This window comes from Mycoplasmopsis adleri, assembly GCF_045276205.1.
Taxonomy (GTDB): Bacteria; Bacillota_I; Bacilli_A; order Mycoplasmatales; family Metamycoplasmataceae; genus Mycoplasmopsis; species Mycoplasmopsis adleri.
In genome coordinates, this window is the sequence record NZ_CP174162.1 from 599,035 (window position 1) to 619,598 (window position 20,564).

At 25.8% G+C, this 20,564-nt stretch carries 11 protein-coding genes; 9 read left to right on the forward strand and 2 right to left on the reverse strand.

What is annotated here, in order from left to right; genetic code table 4:
- Positions 1-305: 305 nt before the first annotated feature.
- The 9 genes from ACJA22_RS02610 to ACJA22_RS02650 all read left to right on the forward strand — a co-directional run bounded on the left by ACJA22_RS02610 (position 306) and on the right by ACJA22_RS02650 (position 14,268).
- Complete coding sequence (locus ACJA22_RS02610; RefSeq protein WP_406617565.1) at positions 306-1,493, forward strand: phosphoglycerate kinase; 1,188 nt, start codon at positions 306-308, stop codon at positions 1,491-1,493.
- A 58-nt stretch (positions 1,494-1,551) separates the two neighbouring features.
- Complete coding sequence (locus ACJA22_RS02615) at positions 1,552-2,115, forward strand: NAD(P)H-dependent oxidoreductase (protein WP_406616723.1); 564 nt, start codon at positions 1,552-1,554, stop codon at positions 2,113-2,115.
- 164 nt (positions 2,116-2,279) lie between these two features.
- Positions 2,280-3,932 carry an IS1634 family transposase gene (locus tag ACJA22_RS02620; protein ID WP_406616725.1) on the forward strand — a complete coding sequence of 551 codons (1,653 nt, stop codon included), beginning with the start codon at positions 2,280-2,282 and terminating at the stop codon, positions 3,930-3,932.
- Positions 3,933-4,217: 285 nt separating this feature from the next.
- Positions 4,218-5,774 (forward strand): DUF4011 domain-containing protein, encoded by a 1,557-nt coding sequence (locus ACJA22_RS02625; RefSeq protein WP_406616726.1) that lies wholly within the window; start codon positions 4,218-4,220, stop codon positions 5,772-5,774.
- Complete coding sequence (locus ACJA22_RS02630) at positions 5,690-8,869, forward strand: AAA domain-containing protein (RefSeq protein ID WP_406616727.1); 3,180 nt, start codon at positions 5,690-5,692, stop codon at positions 8,867-8,869. The genes ACJA22_RS02625 and ACJA22_RS02630 overlap by 85 nt, the downstream gene beginning before the upstream one ends.
- A 113-nt stretch (positions 8,870-8,982) precedes the next feature.
- A complete protein-coding gene (locus ACJA22_RS02635; protein WP_406616729.1) occupies positions 8,983-10,158 on the forward strand; it encodes an IS30 family transposase in 1,176 nt (391 codons plus the stop codon).
- A 448-nt stretch (positions 10,159-10,606) separates the two neighbouring features.
- Positions 10,607-12,055 (forward strand): hypothetical protein, encoded by a 1,449-nt coding sequence (locus tag ACJA22_RS02640; RefSeq protein ID WP_406616730.1) that lies wholly within the window; start codon positions 10,607-10,609, stop codon positions 12,053-12,055.
- A gap of 226 nt (positions 12,056-12,281) precedes the next feature.
- Positions 12,282-13,604, forward strand: a complete 1,323-nt coding sequence (locus ACJA22_RS02645; protein WP_406616732.1) for a hypothetical protein — start codon at positions 12,282-12,284, stop codon at positions 13,602-13,604.
- A gap of 97 nt (positions 13,605-13,701) precedes the next feature.
- Positions 13,702-14,268, forward strand: a complete 567-nt coding sequence (locus ACJA22_RS02650; protein ID WP_406616734.1) for a hypothetical protein — start codon at positions 13,702-13,704, stop codon at positions 14,266-14,268.
- A gap of 415 nt (positions 14,269-14,683) precedes the next feature.
- Here the strand turns inward: ACJA22_RS02650 and ACJA22_RS02655 are convergent, their stop codons facing one another.
- Positions 14,684-16,336, reverse strand: coding sequence for an IS1634 family transposase (locus tag ACJA22_RS02655; protein ID WP_406616735.1), 1,653 nt, complete (start codon positions 16,334-16,336; stop codon positions 14,684-14,686).
- 266 nt (positions 16,337-16,602) lie between these two features.
- Positions 16,603-20,553 (reverse strand): hypothetical protein, encoded by a 3,951-nt coding sequence (locus tag ACJA22_RS02660; RefSeq protein ID WP_406616736.1) that lies wholly within the window; start codon positions 20,551-20,553, stop codon positions 16,603-16,605.
- Positions 20,554-20,564 lie beyond the last annotated feature (11 nt).

Genomic DNA, 20,564 nt, shown 5'->3' on the forward strand with positions numbered 1-20,564 from the left:
TTTTATGAAGGTTAAATGAAAAATTCAAAAAACTTTATAAGTTAATTAATTAAAACTAAGCAACAATAATGATGTTTTTTAGAGTTACAAATAAGTTAATTTTATTGTATTGGATTATTGTCATAGTCGACACATGGATTAAAAATTGAATGGTTTAAACAATTACAAAATCAAATAATTTAATAATTTTTTGTAGAAATATTTGCTGCATTTTTAATAAGAAAATCAAATCTTTTTCACAACATACGTAAATAATAATTTATAATGTAAATATATATAAATATATTAACTAAAAGGAAGGTATGATGAAAAAAACTATTGATGATTTAAAACTAAAAGGCAAAAAAGTTTTAATTAGAGTAGACTTTAATGTTCCTATTAAAAATGGTGTTATCACATCAAATAAAAGAATTGTAGCAGCTTTACCTACTATTCAAAAAGTTGTTGATGACCATGGAAAAGTAATTCTTTTTTCTCACTTAGGAAGAATTAAAGAACAAGCTGATTTAGCTAAAAACGACTTATTCCCTGTTTCAATCGAATTAGCAAAATTACTTAAAAGACCAGTTAGATTCGTTGATGAAACTAGAGGTAAAGAATTAGAAAAAGCTATTTCTGAAATGAAAGAACAAGATGTTATCTTAGTTCAAAATACACGTTATGAAGATCTTAACGATAAATCAGAAAGTAAAAACAACCCAGCTTTAGGTGAATACTGAGCTTCATTAGGTGATGTATTTATTAATGATGCTTTTGGTACAGCTCACAGAGCTCACGCTTCTAACGTTGGAATTGCTTCAAATATCAAAGAAAGTGCTATTGGATATTTAATGCAAAAAGAAGTCGAATCATTAAACAAAGCTATCGAAAATCCAGCTCATCCTTATGTAGCAATTATTGGTGGAGCTAAAGTTAGCGATAAGATTAAAGTTTTAGAAAACTTAATTACTTTAGTAGATAAAATGCTTATTGGTGGTGCAATGGCTTACACATTCAAAAAAGCTCAAGGATATGAAGTTGGTACTTCATTAGTTGAAGATGATTTTATTCCTTTTGCTAAAGAATTCTTAGAAAAACATGGCGATAAAGTTATTTTACCAGTTGATAACGCTTGTGCTAAAGGATTTGAAGATGTTAAGCCAATTATTTATGGTTTAAATATCGATAAAGACTTAATGGGACTAGATATAGGACCTGAAACTATTAAATTATTTACAAAGGCTTTAAAAGGTGCTAAAACCGTTGTATGAAACGGACCTATGGGTGTTGCTGAATTTGAAAACTATCGTGAAGGTACTTTAGCAATTGCTAAAGCTATTGCTTCATTAGGAAGTTCATGCTATTCAATCGTAGGTGGTGGTGATAGTGTTGCCGCTGTTGAAAAACTTAATATGGAAAACAAATTCTCACATGTTTCAACAGGTGGTGGTGCTTCATTAGAATTATTACAAGGCTTAGTATTACCTGGCGTAGCTGCTATTGAAGAAAAATAATTAAGCAATAAAAGAATATCCATTGTAAAAGTGGATATTTTTTAAAAGGAGAACTCATATGAAAAAATATGTAATTATTTTAGGAACATCAAATCCTAATAGTTTGAATAAGCATATAGCTGATGAAGTTGAAAAATCAATTTTAGTGAACGGTCATGAAGTTAGAAGAATTAACCTTTATGATTTGTCATTTGACCCTATTTTTAAACGTAATAATGAAAAAATGGAGCCATGTTTAATTGAAGCTCAAAGTGCGATCTCATGAGCTGATGAATTAATTTTTATCTATCCGCTTTGATGAGGTTTTACCCCGGCTTTATTAAAAGGATTCATCGATCGTGTTTTTGTTCCAGGCTTTGCTTATATTGTAAATTATGAAACTGATGAAACAAAAAGATTATTGAGCGATAAAAGTGCTTTCTTTATTTCAACAGCAGGTGATAGTAGTCAAAATATAACAAAAGAAACTGGAGATGCAGACTTTCAAATCATGAGAGGCGCTTTATGTAATTTCACTGGCATGAAATATAAAGGAGCTTATAGAATGGGCGAAGTATTTAATAGTTCAAAAGAAACTAAACAAAAAGAACTTCAAATAATTAATGATTTAATTTTAAAATAGTAAAACTAAGATAAATATATAGACATTTTCGCAAGGGAGTGTCTTTTTCCTGAGTTTCCAAGTTGGAGCTCTTTTTTTATTACTTTTTTCAGTGTTATTTATATATAAATAAAAAAAGTTATTTTTTTACATAATTACATTGTAATTTGTGGTATAATAAAGATATGAAAAAAGACAAATGACTATTAATTTCAAGAAAAAATAAGAACTCTACTTACTTATCTTTAGCACTTTCAGGAGGATTTGGCAAAGGTTATAAGAAATCTATCGGTATCGGTACAGTTGAAAAATGAGAAAAATATTGTTCTGATCCAGTAGAAAAAATTAAAAAACTATCTCAAAACTACAATACTGATTGAGATAGAAATATGATAATTAGACAATTAGAGTTAGATATAAGCAAGGTTAAAATTGAAACAAAACAGTTCAATTATGGATATGATTTGTTATACAGTTTCTTAGAAAAATTAAATCCTTTTAAAGATGCTAAAGTATCAAAATCCAAGTATTTAAATGATTTATTAAAATATATGATTTCAAATAGAATTGTAAATCCGGGTAGCATGCTTTCATCCTTTAAAAATAAAGACAAATTCAATATAAATTTAGAAGTTGAAAAGACGACATTTTATAATACTTTAGACTATTTAGCTGAAAATAAAAATAACATTTTAAAGAGTTTTAACGATACATTGATCAAAGATAAAAATAGAAAAATAGATATTATTTGATACGACTCTTCAACGGTATATTTTGAAAGTTTTGTAAGAGAAGGATTGAGATATCCAGGTTATTCTAAAGATGGAAAATTCAAAGAAGATCAAATTGTTTTAGGTTTAGCAACAGATGAAAACGGCATTCCAATTCACTATAAATTATTCAAAGGGAACACTGCTGATGCATCAACATTTATTAATTTTATTTTGAATATAAAATCACAATATGAATTAAACAAAGTAACACTCATTGCTGATAGAGGAATGAGTACAAATAGAAACATAAGATTCTTAGAAGATAACGATATTGATTACATTTTATCTTATAGATTAAAAGCGGCTTCAAATGACCGAAAGACCTTTGCAATAGATGAATCCGGCTATTTTGGAGACAATAATTTTAAATATAAAGAAACTACTTTTTATTCGTTTTGAAAGAATAGAAGAGCAAACGGACACAAGAGAAGATTGGTAGTAACATATAGTAAAAAAAGAGCATTAAAAGATAAAAATGATAGACAAATTTTAATCGATAATTTTATTAAAAGACAAGATAAAGACGGACTAGTTCATGATCAAGTAATGTTCGGTCAAAAGAAATTTAAATTCTTCGAAAAAGTTGGTGGTAAAGGTTATTACAAACTTAACTATGACAAAATTATCGAAGATGAAAAGTTTGACGGATATTATGCTTATGAAACCTCTAGATTTGATTTATCACCTGAAGAAATTGTGAATTTATATTCAAAACAATGACAAATAGAATCAAACTTTAGAGCTTTAAAAAGTGCTTTAGCTGTAAGACCTATTTATGTATGAAGTGAAAAGCATATTGAAGGTCATTTCGTACTTTGCTTCTTATCTCTTGTTTTATTAAATTTTGTTATTTATTATTTAAACAAAGGTTTGAAAGAACTCGGTGTTGTAGATGAAAAAATCACAATCAAAAAATTACAAGATGTAATAAAAGAAACAATCAAAACATGCAAGATTATTGACGGAAAAATTGAAAGTGAAGAATATATTATTAACGACAACAATAATCAAGCAATTCAAGATTATCAAACATATTTAAGAATTTTAAATGAATTAAAATTTTAAATTATTAAAAACAGCTCATCAAACAGATGAGTTGTTAAAAATTACATTGTAAAAGTTGGAAACTCGGGAGGGAGTGTCTTTTTTTAGTTTCCAACTTTTACAATGTAATTTTTAGCATGTTTTTCAACTATCTTTGTTGATATTTTATAGCTTTTGATAATAAGTGTAGCAATCTTTATTTATCGAATCTCATGTATTCATTGCAAGCTTTTAGTTTATAAAACTAATACCTAATTGATATATAATTTTTATTAATATTATAATGAATAAGAAAGGTTAAATTATATGTCAGAAAATATATTAGATAAATGAAAAGAAAAATTATTGAATATTACAAGAACAAATCCTTTAATAAATTTTAAAGAAACTGCATTAAGTACTATTTTTTACAATGAAAATTGTGAAGAAATTTTTGAAAGTATTAGCAAAGGTAGATCTAAAGAAATAGTTATATTATCTGATTATGTTAAAAAAATAAATGAACATAATAACGATTATGAATTTAATAAAAATAACATCATAGACATCTTAATCGATGAAGGTTATGATGATCTTTTAACACTTGACAAGTTATTATTTTATAAAGAGAAAAATATAGAAGAAAGAAGCATCAAAAATATAATCGCTAAAGCAAAAACCAATATTGAAGAAAGAGGTATAAATACACTTTATATCGCTTTCGGTTTTTTAAAGTGAAATTTTTCAGATACTGTTTATAATGAAAACTTTTCTCCTCTATCGCTTATTCCAGTAACGATAAATAAAAAAGATCTCGGTTCAAAAGCAATTTATAGTGTTGAACCTATTGAAGATTCAATTGAAACTAACTCTACTTTAATTTATGCTTTAAAGCAAGATTACAATATTGACCTTTTAAAATATGAAGATTTAATTGAAGCAAATCCAACTTTAACATTTAGTGAATATTTAGAACAATTAAGAGAATTATTTATGAATAAAGAATCATTCGAAATTGTAGATAAATGTGCTCTTGGTAATTTTGATTTTACTAAATTAAATATGTACAAAGACTTAGACCAAAATAGCGATATTCTACTACAAAACAGCAATATTCGTAAATTGTTAGAACTAGAATTAGATGAACCAAATAGTCCTTCTCCAATTAATATGGATGAATGATTTGAACAAAATAATGAATATAAATTAAATAACGTTGTAGATGCTGATTCAAGCCAAGTTGAAGCTATTGCTAGAGCAATCAATGGTGAATCAATGATTATTCAAGGTCCGCCAGGAACAGGAAAAAGTCAAACTATAACAAACTTAATAGCTGAATTTTTAGCAAAAGGAAAAAGAATTTTATTTGTTTCACAAAAATTAGCAGCTTTAAATGTGGTTGCTAATAATTTAAGAAAAGTTAAATTAAATGATTTCTGCCTTGAATTACATGATGTTAAAACTAATAAAAACACTGTAATTGACGAACTTTATGAAAGATACATAGATAACGCTAATTATGAAATAACTTTGGATGAATCAAAAATTTGTGAAGAAGAAGCGGAACTTAAAAATGCACTTGAAAAGTTAAATTATTACACTAAAACCATTCATACTAATATTGATGAATTAAATGTTACTCCATATCAAGTTATATCAAGAATTTCTACACTTAAAGATTGTCCTATTTTGAATTTCTATATTAAAGATATTGAAAAGTTAAACTTAGATAATTTAAAAGAGTTAAAACATGAATTAGATATTTTTGAAAATACTTACATGAAATGGATTGAGACTATATGTCTAATAGTTGATATGGGTACGATTCAGATAATCATAGCATTGAAAATAAAACCAAATTATTCAATATTATCGATTCATTAATTAATACTTTCGATTCATTAAGAGAATATATTCAAGACATAGATAATGAGTTAAAAATTGATATAAATAATATTTTAGAATTTAAACAAATTGACCCATTCTTTAAAGCGATTTTGTATTTTAAGAAACTTAATAGAAATATTTTTAGTTTAACTAAATTAAAATCTATTATTGAAAACTTGGATCAAGTTAATCAATTGACAAATACAAATAACTCTATAAAACAGGAATTATCGTCATTATTTAATACATCTATTTATAAAGAAGATTTAGCAGATGATATTAACATAGTACAAAATACAAAGAATATTCTAAAAAGAATTTTTAGTTCAAAATATAAAAAATCTTTAAAAAAGATTAAGGCTCATTTTAATGTAAAAAGAATTCCATATTCAAAATTATGTGAAGCATTATCAAAAGTTTTAATAGTTTATAAAAATCAACAATTAATAAGAAATCATAAGTCTCTTATTAATGAGTTCTATCCAATTTCAGAAAACGATGATTTATTCAAGTTAAACGAACATTTTAAAAATCTTTTATCAACTTTAAATTTATTCGATTGATTAATTGAATATAGCTATGAATCTAGTGAAAAATTTGATAGACTTCAAGCTTATGTGGAAAGAATAACAAATTCTGTTTTTTCAAAAAGATATGAAGACTTTATGAGTTTATATAATGAATATAAAACCTATTTTAACAAAGATTATATTTCAATAGATAACTTTGTTTTAGAAGACTTTTATGAAAAATTATATGATCAAAAACAAAACCATTCAACTATAGAGTTTTGAAATAGTTTCTTTAAAAAACTTGTTTTAATAAATTCTCTTGGTTTGAGACCATTTGTTGAAATGATTTCAAAAATAAATAATCTTCAATCAAGTATTTCTTCAATATATGAAAAATCATTCTTAACACAAAAATTAGAATTATTCTTCAATCAAAATCTAGAACTTAAAAAACTAAATAGACTTGAACATGATAAATACATTGAAATTTTCAAGAATAAAGATAAAGTGCTTTTTGAACTTAATCGCTTAAAAGTTATTTGTTCTCTAAGAATTAATACACCTGTAATTCAATTTAATACGTTAAGTAGTGATCAATCGAAATTAATTAAAGAAAAAAGTAAAAAATCAAGAAAATTACCGATTCGGAAACTATTAAAAGAAATACCGGATTTAATTTTTACATTAAAACCTATCTTTTTAATGTCTCCTGTAGCTGTTTCTACATTCTTTGAATTTAATAAAGATCTTTTTGATGTAGTTATTTTTGATGAGGCTTCACAAGTCTTTCCTTGAGACGCTTTAGGTGCTATTGGTAGAGCTAAACAAGTTATAATCGTTGGTGATTCAAAACAAATGCCTCCAACCAACTTCTTTGCAGCCGATTTTGATTCAGAGGATGATGGATATAGTGATAATTCTGAAGTTCCTTCAAACTTCGAAAGTATTTTAGATTATGCTGCAGCATTTTTCCCTCAAAATATGTTAACTTGACACTATAGAAGTAAAAATGAAGATTTAATTAATTTCTCAAACTGAAAATTCTATAATAATCGTTTAACAACTTTCCCATCAGTTAATAAAGTTTCTGAAAACTCTAGAATTGAATTTATATATCTTAAAAATGCAGTATATGAAAGAAAAGCTGGTATTAATAAAGATGAAGCAAATAAAATAGTAGATTTAATTTGCGAACATTTAACCAAATGGCCAAATAGATCATTAGGAATAGTAACCTTTAACTCTAAACAACAAGCTCTTATTGAAGACTTATTAGAAGAAAGAGCTAAAGATGATCACGCTTTATACTTAGAATTAAGAGAAAATGATAAAAGAGAACCTCTATTCGTTAAAAACCTTGAAAATGTTCAAGGGGATGAAAGAGATACGATTATTCTTGGTGTAACTTTCGGTTATGATGCTGATAATAAATTCATTAATAACTTTGGACCATTAAATAAAGCAGGTGGTGAAAGAAGATTAAATGTCGCTATTACTAGAGCAAGAATTAATTTAAAAATTGTAAGTTCAATTCGTTATTTTGATATTAGTGAAGATAGTAAGAACATCGGACCTAAAATTTTTAGATCATATCTTGAAGGTGCTGAAAAAGGTATGATTAATGTTATTGATAATAATATTATCAATGAAAATGCTATTAGTGAAAGTCCATTTGAAGAAGAAGTATGTAGTTTCTTAACTTCTAAAGGATATGATATTGGACAACAAGTCGGTTGTTCAAACTATAGAATTGATATTGCTTTAAAACATAAAACAAATAAAGATTTCTTCTTAGCAATTGAATGTGATGGTGCTTCATATCACTCAAGTAAAAATGCAAGAGATAGAGATAGAATTAGACAAGAAGTTCTTGAAAAACATGGTTGAAAATTCTACAGAATATGATCGACAGATTGATTTATGGATCCAATAACAGAAAAAAGAAGATTAATTGAAGCTATTGAAAAAGCTCTTTCTGAATACGAATCTAAAAGTTCGTTTAATGAACAATTAATTAGTGCTAAACCTGTTGAAAACCTAATTGATTTTAATGAATTCACTTCAGTTAAAGAACGCGAAATTATTAAAATAGAAGATATGTTTAAAGAATATAAAATAGCTGGTCTTAAAGGTTTATGATTTAATAATTTCGTTGTAGAGCTAATTCAAAAAGAATCACCTGTTAATATTAACTATATTGCATCAAGAGTAAGAAAAGAATTCCAACAATTCAATAAAAATGATGTAAAAAGAATAGTTTTTCATAGATTCAAATCATTCATTAATGAATATGATGATATTTCAATTAATCAAGAAATAGAATATAGAAAGTTCACTAATGATGAAAGATACAGAAAATTTAACGAAATTCCAATTGCCGAATTAGCTTGTGGTATTAATGTAATCGTTGAACAATCAAGAGGTATTTCTTTAGATGATTTAATAATTGAAATTAGAAAAACACAAAACAAAAAAACACTTGGTGAAAGAGAAAAAGAACATTTATATCAAGCAATAATATATGCTCAAACAAAATATAGCATTATAAATATTGGAAATAAACTTACTAAAAAAGCATAAATATTAATAATATTCATTCCAGAAATAAAAGTCCCAACATTTGAAAATGTCGGGATTTTTCTGTCCTTTTGGTAAAATAAAAATGATAAAAAGAAAGGACAACATAATTATATATGAAAAACGATAAAAAAATTTTCTGTACTTTGGTTAGAAGTAAAAATGTGCATAACAAAATTCAAACTTCACAAATTCATTTCGCTGTTGATAAGAATTACTCTGAAATTTTAAGCCGCTCGAAAAACTACTCGACACACAAAAACCATATCGGTTTTGCAGAAGTGTTTCAGATAATATATGGATTACTAAATTTTCAATCTTTAAAAGAAATATCTCAAAATATTGAAATATCGACTAAAGCGATTAAAAGGTTTTTATTTAAATATTCAAAAGGAATATATTTAGGCAAAGGCGATAGAAAAACCTGTGATTGTTGTGATGCTAAAATTAAAAAAGTTCGTTATTTAAATCTTGATGAATTTATGATAAATGTTGCTAATTTTGATAAAAGTAAAAGAATAGCATATTCAAAAAAGAAAATAGAACAATATCAAGATTTTAGAAATTTTTGAACAGAGCTTTTTGATGATTATACCCAAAATAGAAATAATAAAGATTTAGCAAAAAGAACGCCTAAGCTAAGCGCTAACGAAATATTAAGAAGATTTGAAGAAAAGTATCCAAACAGCTATAAACCTTCAAAATCTATGGTATATAATTTGATATCACAAAGAGTCTTTAAAGACCTTGAAATAGGCATTTTGGTCAATTTATCCACCAAAGGAATTAAACAAAAACGACCCCCAAAAAGAGACAGTCGAAAGCTTAAAAAGATTGGAGTTAGCATTGATCAACGCAGCACAGAAATCAATGAAAGACTTAGAGATAATGATTATGAATTAGATACTGTTATTGGTTCAAAAACTGATCAATGTTGTTTCGTAACGCTAATTAATAGAAAGACTAGACGCTTCTATTTTCATATGGTACGGCGGACTAGCACTGGTGTTAGAGATGGGCTGATATACCTAATGCAAAAATATAACTTGACAATAGATTCGCTAACCATAGATAATGGTAGTGAAAATGCGAAACTAGATGAAGTGCCAGGTATTAAGCAAATATATAAATGTCACCCATATTGTTCGGGAGAAAAAGGCTCTATCGAAAACTGCCACAGGTTATTAAGACGGTATTTTAAAAAAGGCAAGTCTATAGACCCTTACTACGGTCAAGATTTGACTCCTGTTATGGATTTTATAAATAATTACAAGAGAAGCATTCGCTTCTAATCCAAACTTTTTATGTGCTAAAAAGTTTGACAAAAAGGCACTTACTTTTTTGGAAAAAAGTAAGCAAAAAACTCAAGTTTTTTACAAAACTTGGTATTTTCGTTTAAATTTTTTTAGGATTTTAAAGCTTTTCTTGGTAATAATTTATAATTTTTGTAACATTTTTGATTTTACGCAAAATTAGGACTTTTAAAATTGGAATTTATAATAAATATTAATAACAAATTTTAAATTATAAATTTAAAAATTAAAAAGTATAATACTTTCAAAAAGTTAAAAGGAGAATGTGAAGTGAACTTCAAAAATACGATACTTATAATAACTTCAAAAATAACGAATTTTTAACTTTTTGGTATCTTTATTTATGCTATGAAAAAAATTGAAAAAATAAATTGTTCTGAATTATGAACTTAGAAATGAGTACAGATTAGAATTTATAGCAAAAAATATGAATAAATCCATCACTTGAATTAGTAAATATTTGCAAATTAATTGGCATACAGCAAAGAAACTTAGAGATAAAGTGTTAAACAATTGCTTAATTATTTCTCATAAAAATAAAGGTAATCAACACCATAGAAAAATTAGCACTAATAGGATTGATGAGTTGATTAATGAATATCTCACTTTTATTGATGATGTATATGACCGAAAATGCGATTGTTCTGTTTCATTAATATTTTTTTATGATTATTGCTTAAAAGATTTTGACAAGAACAATATGACTTATAAATCATTCATAAAGAATCTGGTTGCTAAGGGTTTTTATTCAAAAAATATGACCAAGAAAACAAAGAAAAAAGCAAGAGAAAATTTAAGAAAACTTAAAGAAAATAATGGAGATGTAATAGCAATAAAAAGATTAATTAAATATAATGAAACTATGGAAACGACAATGTTTAAAGCAAGAAAATGTAGAGATAATAACCTTGATTTTGGTGAAATAGTTGAACTTGATGCTTGTGAACATCGTTGAATGAATGGCGAAAAATCTAATATTTATGTAGCTGTAGATTCATCAACTTCAAGAGTTTTAGCAGTACATATTGAACAAGAAGAGACTAATCTAGGCTATATGAAATTATTGGAAGATTTATTTAGAAATTATGGTAAACCAAAAATAATTAGAACTGATAAAAGAAGAACTTTTTGAGGTACTGATTATTCGGATACGCCTTTAAAACAGTATTTAAATTCAAAAGGTATAGAACTCCAAAGCTCTAGTATTGTCATTTTTAAACCTCATGTTGAAAGAGCAAATAATTCTCTACAACAATTCTTACCTCCATATTTACATTTAAAGAAAATAAAAACATTTGAAGATTTTATTCACAATAAAGAAGAAATCATTCAAGCTTATAATAAAAGAAATAAAAAAGATTATGAGCACAAGAAAAATATATTTTCGAAAATGGATGAAAGTCAATGTAGTGTCTACTTAACAATAAAAAGAAAGATATACGCATCAACTGTACAATTTCAAAATAAGTTTTATGTTGCTGTTAATGAAGAAAACAAAAGGCAATTTATTTCGCCTGATGACGATGCTGCATTTATTATTAAAAGTGATGGAAGTTTATGTTTCTCAATAAACCAAAAAGAATACAAAACTGAAATTTTAAAAGACAAGGAGCTAAATGATTTTCAGCAATTTTGTATTCACTTTAAATTTGATTCTAGTCAGTCATATTCGAAAGAAATATATCAATGATTTAAAAGAGGCTATTCTTTTTATAGAATGCTTGATGACTTAGTTTTTAAGCTTAAAGAAGCTTTAATTAAGTTTGATCCAGATGATGAAACATTAAAGAATATTGTTGTTCAAAACGATGAAATTCTAGAGTTTTTCCATAAATGACTTTTAGAAATAGAATCAAAAAATCTCGACGTCATTTAAACGCAAAGATTTTAAAATTTTAAAACTATAATCTACCCAAGATGATTATAGTTTTTTTCTTTTAAAAAAGAAGAATTTTAATGTTTTTCCAATAATTAATTTGTTTTAAAAAAATCGTTATTTTTGAAGTTCAGTTCACATAAAAAGTATAATACTTTCAAAAAGTTAAAAGGAGAAAAATGAAAAAAATTTAATAGCTTTAGCTACTGTTTTACCAACAGCACTTATGCCAATAGCTACTGTTTCATGTGGAAAAAATGTTGACATTCAAACATTAATAAAAGAAGCAAGTCCTTATTTTAAACAAAAAGAATTACTTGAAAGGTTTTTAACTCAATCGAGTCCTTTAATCTATCAATCGGCTAGGTTTGAACCTTCGGGTCATATTAATAGATACGGACGCTCTGTTCTAGATTATTTAATTTTTGATAGTATAAAACAATCAAATGATTACAATAAAGATATAGTTACTTTAGATGCTGCAAATAAAACTATTCAAGACGGCAAGTATGACGAATATAGTTCAACTAATTTTGATGAAAGTGTTATAAAAGTTCTAAAGAAAAACACAAAAATGATCAATCAATTAATAGATTCCTTAATTAAACAAAATCATGAATACTATAATTTAAATTCTAAAAGTTATGCTACTGATAATGAAGGGAAATATTATGTTTTACAAACATTTATTTTCGAAAATGCTAAAAAACCAGAATCTTTAAAATTAGGTGTTTGAGAAAATATATTAAAAAAATTAAAAGATATAAACTCAGAATTATCAATTGATGAAATTAAAGAAATTGAAAAGTACTTGCCTTACTACACAAGTAAAGATAATGCATATACTTTATTATATAATTCTTTATATAATGAAATCACCCATTATCTTTCGGCAAATCAGAAAAAGATTTATGAAGATTTAATGAGTTTAATATCAAGAGTTTCAAATATTAGAAAAGAAATGTTTTATAAAATGTATTTTTCTAATAGTCCATTAATTGGGCATGTTTGAAAAGTTACAAATGAAATTTACGAAAAATTAGTGCTATGTCAAAGTTTTAATGAAATTTTAGACTTTATAAGCGAAAGTCAAACAAAAATTAATAATTTAGAATCAGTCTTAGACGATATTTTATCAATTAAAGTTGAGCATTATGCAGGTAAAATAAATACAGATAAAAAAGGAAAATTAATTTTTGTTTATTCTAAAGAAATTTTAAAGAATTTTAATTTTATAAACTCACCAGCTCAGTTCTTTAAGGTTCTTGAAGAAGATAAAACTGGAGAGTTATTACAATCTTATGAAGAATTCAAAAAGGAAATAAGTAATTTAGCTAATACTTGAAACGAATGATATAAAGATGAAAATACAACAATCGAAACAATCGAAGCTAAACTTAACTCAATACTTCAATTAAGAATTATTTTTGAAGCTAAAGTTAGATCGTTCGCTCAAAAAGATGCAATTAGTTCACTTAAAGTTATTAATAAATTAATTTTATTAGCCAAAAAAGCTTTAAACGATAATCCAGAAAATAAAAAAAAATAAAGCTTATAGAGATGAAATAACCAAACAAATTAATAATTTAGAAGCCAGTTTACCAAAATATGAAATTAATCCTTATGAATCGATTAAAGACTTAGATTTGGATAGTTTATTCCTTCAAATCGGATATCTTTATAACAAAGATGTAAATATTAAAAACTATTATGATATAGAAAAACGTTTCAATAGTGCAAAAGAATTGTTTAATCTTTATAAATCAAGTTCATTATATAATAATGAAAGCAATAAAGAGCATTTTACCACCATTGATACTTCATTAAGAATTATTGAAGATATTTTAAAAGGAATTGAAAAAAATAATTATTTAATAAACGATGAACTTTCTAAAGAAATTCAAAACAATTTAAAAATTATTAATGATACAACAGAAAAAATTGCGACAAGTTATAGATTTGATAATGATAAATACAAAAAAGTTTTAGAAGCAGAAAACATAGTGATTTCCGATTATGCTTATGCTCTTTCTAATAAACCAAATATAGCAAATCAATTGAAAGATGAATACACAAGTCTTATTAGTGAAATATTCAAATTTAATTCATTTAAAGAAAGTAAAATCTTCCTTTCAAATGAATCTCTCGATGATCTTTTAACTAAATGTGAAGCTTTCATTGAAAAAATAAAAAATCTTTTGAGACAATCTTAGTATTTAAGATTAATAAAATAATTTTTTAGCTATTAAAAAATGCGAAACTATACTTATAGTTAATATAGTTCGTTTGCTATGTCTCAGCAATATGCAAAAGATAAGCTATTAGATTGTAATAATTAAAGTATAGTCTTAAAAATAAGAAGATATATCTTTATAAAGGGTATATCTTTTTTAGTTTTCTTATGAGATAAATAATTATTCAATTTAATAATTATTTAAGTAAAAAATAAATAAAGATTATTTAGGTATATCGTGTCCTTAAGTTAGAAAGAAATTCCCAAAATAGCTATTAAATAGTCTAATTAGCAAATTAAGCTGTCTCAATAATGCCTTATATTTTTCCCGAGTTTCCAACTTTTACAATGTAATTTTTAACAACTCATCTGTTTGATGAGCTGTTTTTAATAATTTAAAATTTTAATTCATTTAAAATTCTTAAATATGTTTGATAATCTTGAATTGCTTGATTATTGTTGTCGTTAATAATATATTCTTCACTTTCAATTTTTCCGTCAATAATCTTGCATGTTTTGATTGTTTCTTTTATTACATCTTGTAATTTTTTGATTGTGATTTTTTCATCTACAACACCGAGTTCTTTCAAACCTTTGTTTAAATAATAAATAACAAAATTTAATAAAACAAGAGATAAGAAGCAAAGTACGAAATGACCTTCAATATGCTTTTCACTTCATACATAAATAGGTCTTACAGCTAAAGCACTTTTTAAAGCTCTAAAGTTTGATTCTATTTGTCATTGTTTTGAATATAAATTCACAATTTCTTCAGGTGATAAATCAAATCTAGAGGTTTCATAAGCATAATATCCGTCAAACTTTTCATCTTCGATAATTTTGTCATAGTTAAGTTTGTAATAACCTTTACCACCAACTTTTTCGAAGAATTTAAACTTCTTTTGACCGAACATTACTTGATCATGAACTAGTCCGTCTTTATCTTGTCTTTTAATAAAATTATCGATTAAAATTTGTCTATCATTTTTATCTTTTAATGCTCTTTTTTTACTATATGTTACTACCAATCTTCTCTTGTGTCCGTTTGCTCTTCTATTCTTTCAAAACGAATAAAAAGTAGTTTCTTTATATTTAAAATTATTGTCTCCAAAATAGCCGGATTCATCTATTGCAAAGGTCTTTCGGTCATTTGAAGCCGCTTTTAATCTATAAGATAAAATGTAATCAATATCGTTATCTTCTAAGAATCTTATGTTTCTATTTGTACTCATTCCTCTATCAGCAATGAGTGTTACTTTGTTTAATTCATATTGTGATTTTATATTCAAAATAAAATTAATAAATGTTGATGCATCAGCAGTGTTCCCTTTGAATAATTTATAGTGAATTGGAATGCCTTTTCATCTGTTGCTAAACCTAAAACAATTTGAATCTTCTTTGAATTTTCCATCTTTAGAATAACCTGGATATCTCAATCCTTCTCTTACAAAACTTTCAAAATATACCGTTGAAGAGTCGTATCAAATAATATCTATTTTTCTATTTTTATCTTTGATCAATGTATCGTTAACACTCTTTAAAATGTTATTTTTATTTTCAGCTAAATAGTCTAAAGTATTATAAAATGTCGTCTTTTCAACTTCTAAATTTATATTGAATTTGTCTTTATTTTTAAAGGATGAAAGCATGCTACCCGGATTTACAATTCTATTTGAAATCATATATTTTAATAAATCATTTAAATACTTGGATTTTGATACTTTAGCATCTTTAAAAGGATTTAATTTTTCTAAGAAACTGTATAACAAATCATATCCATAATTGAACTGTTTTGTTTCAATTTTAACCTTGCTTATATCTAACTCTAATTGTCTAATTATCATATTTCTATCTCAATCAGTATTGTAGTTTTGAGATAGTTTTTTAATTTTTTCTACTGGATCAGAACAATATTTTTCTCATTTTTCAACTGTACCGATACCGATAGATTTCTTATAACCTTTGCCAAATCCTCCTGAAAGTGCTAAAGATAAGTAAGTAGAGTTCTTATTTTTTCTTGAAATTAATAGTCATTTGTCTTTTTTCATATCTTTATTATACCACAAATTACAATGTAATTATGTAAAAAAATAACTTTTTTTATTTATATATAAATAACACTGAAAAAAGTAATAAAAAAAGAGCTCCAACTTGGAAACTCAGGAAATTAAGCTGTCTCAATAATGCCTTACATTTTTAGAATTTAAAGAAAAAGAAAAAGGAAAAACCATAATGATTTTTCCTTTTTTGAATTAAGTATTTGTTAGATTTTTTATTTTTTAAAAATATTGTGTTGTTTCGATGTGCAAATACATTATTTATCTTTTAAACCTGTTGGATCTACATATTTGTAATTAATAACATATGAATCTCTATTTTTTGAATTGAAGAATGGATATTCATATAATTCATTATTATTGAATGGATTATCAAGTTTAAATGGAGTTTGTTTTAATGGATCAGAATGATAAAGTAATAAAGATAATCCCAAACCATCAAATTCGAAAATAGATGTAGCAGTTAAATCAAATACATCATTAGGTTTACCGTCAATATAGTTTGATTTTATTTTTGCTCTAAGTGGGAGTTCAAAACGATAACAATATGGCGCATCATCTGCAAAGTGTCATTTAGGTCTCCCCAATACATCAACTTTTTTAACGATTGTATCTCCATCTTCTTTTCCTTCATTATCTTCATTCATTCATGCTCGACCTTTTCAATTTATTGTTAAATTGTCGTTATTAAGGAAACTACGAAAGTCTTGAGCAATATTTACATTTATTCCTTCTCGATTAATGTAGTTATATGTATGAGTTACTAAATATGTAAATAGTGAATAAGCATCATATGTAATTTTATCTTTAACATCTGATGAAAAATCCCATACCATATCGAAGAATGTAGATTTAAATGTAATTTTTCTATTTACTTTGTTTTCAGAGTCTAATTCTAGTACTTGAAAATCATGTTCTACATCGAAATATTTAGTTGGTGTTCAATATAATAATTTAGAATATTGATCAAAACCAAAGAACAAGCTTGGATTTTCTTTTTTAAAGTGATCGAAATCGAATTTGTATTTATATTTAGTTAAATTAACATCAGGTGCTTGGATTTTACCCACATTATTTCTTATGTCACAACTGTTGTTATCTAAATATAAGCTATTTAATATTTTTTCATAACGCAATCATTCTCCAGATGTTTTATCTTTCTCAAAGATTGAGAAATTAACTGATGGTTGTCAATCAGCAACTTGACCATTGAAAGCAAATTTGTATGGTATTCCATATTTTAATCAATATGTTACTGGAGTTGTACCTGGTCCTTTTTGATCTGGGTATCAATTAATTGCTCAAGGTTTACCTATCGAAGGTTCATCACCAGCAAAATTAAAGACTTCTTTACTTAAGGCATAATTTTGACGATCATATCTAGCGTGGTTCATATATTGAATGAATAAGAACATATCATGCATTGAAGCATATACTTGATTTGTTAATGGTATTAATTGTTCAAAATCATTAGCTAAATCTTCGTTGTTTGCTTTATCAAGTTTATTCAAAATAATTTCTTGATTATATTTACTAAATTTATTTTCATCTTTAATTAAATTGTAGAAAATATCAAATAAACTTTTACCATTTGAATCAACTTCGTCTAAAAATCCAAATTCTTCAATGATTTTTTGTTTTTCTTCATTAGTTTGAGTTTCATATTTTTTAGCTTGAACTTTATCTAAGAATGTTCTCTTATTTAATGCGATAAGTTTTTTGTTGTAGTTAAGAATGAATTTTTCACCTTCAGCAGGTTTTGGCAAAACTCATCTCTTGTATTCACCACCATTAACTATAGATACTGGTGCACCAGCTACATTCTTACTATATGTATATTTATTTTGTACTATATCATATAAACTTGAAACATATTTTGCAAGTTTATCAAATACTTTTGATAAGCCTGTAATTGAATCCATTGCAGGGATTTCAAAATCAGTAACTTTCGCAAAAGAGTTAATAGTTTCTGAAACTTTGCTTTTCTTAAATAATTCTTCGTTTGTTGTATCAATTAATTTTTTAACACTATCTTTAGCAAGGAAAGCTTCATCAGTATCAAAATTAATTGCTCTGGCAGTAGCGATAGAATTTAATGATTTACTAATTTCATCAATGTATTTTTTAACGAATTCTAAATAACTAATTTTCTTGTTTTGGAGTTCAGAATCTCATGATAAAGAGTCTAATGAAATGTTTCCTGTGTTTCTAAATGATTCAAATACACGTTGTCATAAGTTTGATAATGCAACTTTAACATTGTATTGTTCAAAACTCTTGATACTTGCTGATTGAACAGCATTATCATAAATTGCTTTAGCTTTGTTTAAAAATGCTCCAAATTGTGTAATGTAGTATTCTTTATATTTAGGATACAATTCGTTCATTTTGGTAATTGTATTTACATATGTATTAATTGATTTAGAAATTTCTTCAAGTGTTGATCTTTCTTCTTCTTCACTATTTCCAGTGATTTTAGCGATCGCTTCAATATTTGTATTTATAACATCAGCTGGATTTACAATATCAGAGCTTAAAGCTTTAATTTCTTTTGTATCCATAAATGCTACAGGTTTTTCATCAGGATTTTCGCCTCATTGTTCACCATTTACTCATCCTGAGCCAGTACCGTTTGCTCATTTTTCAGTATATGTAGCATAAAGATCTTTAAATTCTTCTTTAATGTTGCTAATAAATTCATTGTAAAGAGAAGTAATTGATGTTTTTGATGATTCAGATGCAATTTCATTAGCAGCATTTAATATTGTTGCTAATGGTAATTTTTCATTTATCTTAAATGCACTACTATTTAAAATGTTTTTCATTTCTGTAACATTTTTAACAGTTTTACCAAATCATTCGTGATTATCAACTAAGAAGTTAGGTTCTTTAGTTATAGCAGCATTAATTTTTGAGGTTTTTGCATTAAGCAACACTTCATTAATAATATTAATATTAGTTTTAATACTTTGAATTTCTTTATATAATAATTCGCCTAATGTTCTTGATGATGAATTAAGTCTTTCAAATGATGAGAACATTGTTTGAAGTGATGTAGTTAGAGACTCAAAAATTTTCTTAGAATTTTCTAATAAATCTTTACCAGTTCTGTTTTCTTCACCATTTGTTCAGTTTTGTACGAATTGGTTAAGAATGTTTGTAATATCTTCATCTGTAATTGAAGCATTTTTAATGCTTTGAATTGAAGTATTTAACATTTTTTGGGTAGATGTAATGGCAGTATTACTTGTGTTAGCAGCAAATCATTTAAATACTTTATCTTTATCATTAACTTCTTTACCTCTTTTGTTAGCACTGCTGTTAATGAATTTAATAGCTTCAATAATAGCTTTTTGGATAAAGGTACCATTGTCTCCTAATTCATAAACTTTGTTTTGAAATTGGATAAGATCCATTTTCATTTTGCTAATGTCAAAACTTGGTTTGTCTTTTGACGCTTTGTTAGTTAAGTCAGAAAAGTTTCTATCTGCATTTGTTTCGTCAAAAATAGTTCTAACAGCATTAGCTTTACTTTCTATAGTTGAGTAATTTGGAATTTCTTTAAGTTCTTCCTTGCTAGCTAAAGACATAAAGAAGTTACCCAAGTAGTAATTTCTAATGAATCCTTCTAGAATAATTAATGAAATATCTGACGATTTAACATATTTATCGAAGTTAAAATCGTTCATTTTGTAAATATTTTTCATTTGTCTAGCAAGGTCTTCAATTGCTTGATCTGTGGTTGCACTATTAATTTTTTCTTCAGTTGGTCATACTGAAAGTTGTTCCAATTGTTTGTGTTGAGGAGTTTTCTTATTTCATGCATTAGTTTTATATGAATACTTGTCTTGAGTTTTTAAAAGTCTTTCATAGCCATTGATTGTATTAGTAATTAATGAATTAAAAATCGCATATCTATTGTCAACATTTTCAAGAATTGAGTTTAATTGTTCTTTAATTGCTGTTGATGAGCTTGTGTAGCTTTGAATTGATTTTTCTAAAGAGTCATGACTCTTTAAATATTCTTCTTCAAAAGTCTTTTGTTTAGCTTTTAATTCAGTAATTTGATTTTTTAAACTAGCAACACCATCTTCTCATTTTCTTTTATCTTGTTGTTGAATAACAGCGGCTGATACACCTAATGCTACAGCAGCTGTACCTAAAATGGCTGTTGAAATTCCTAGATAACCTATTTTTTTGTTTTTCATAATAAAGACCT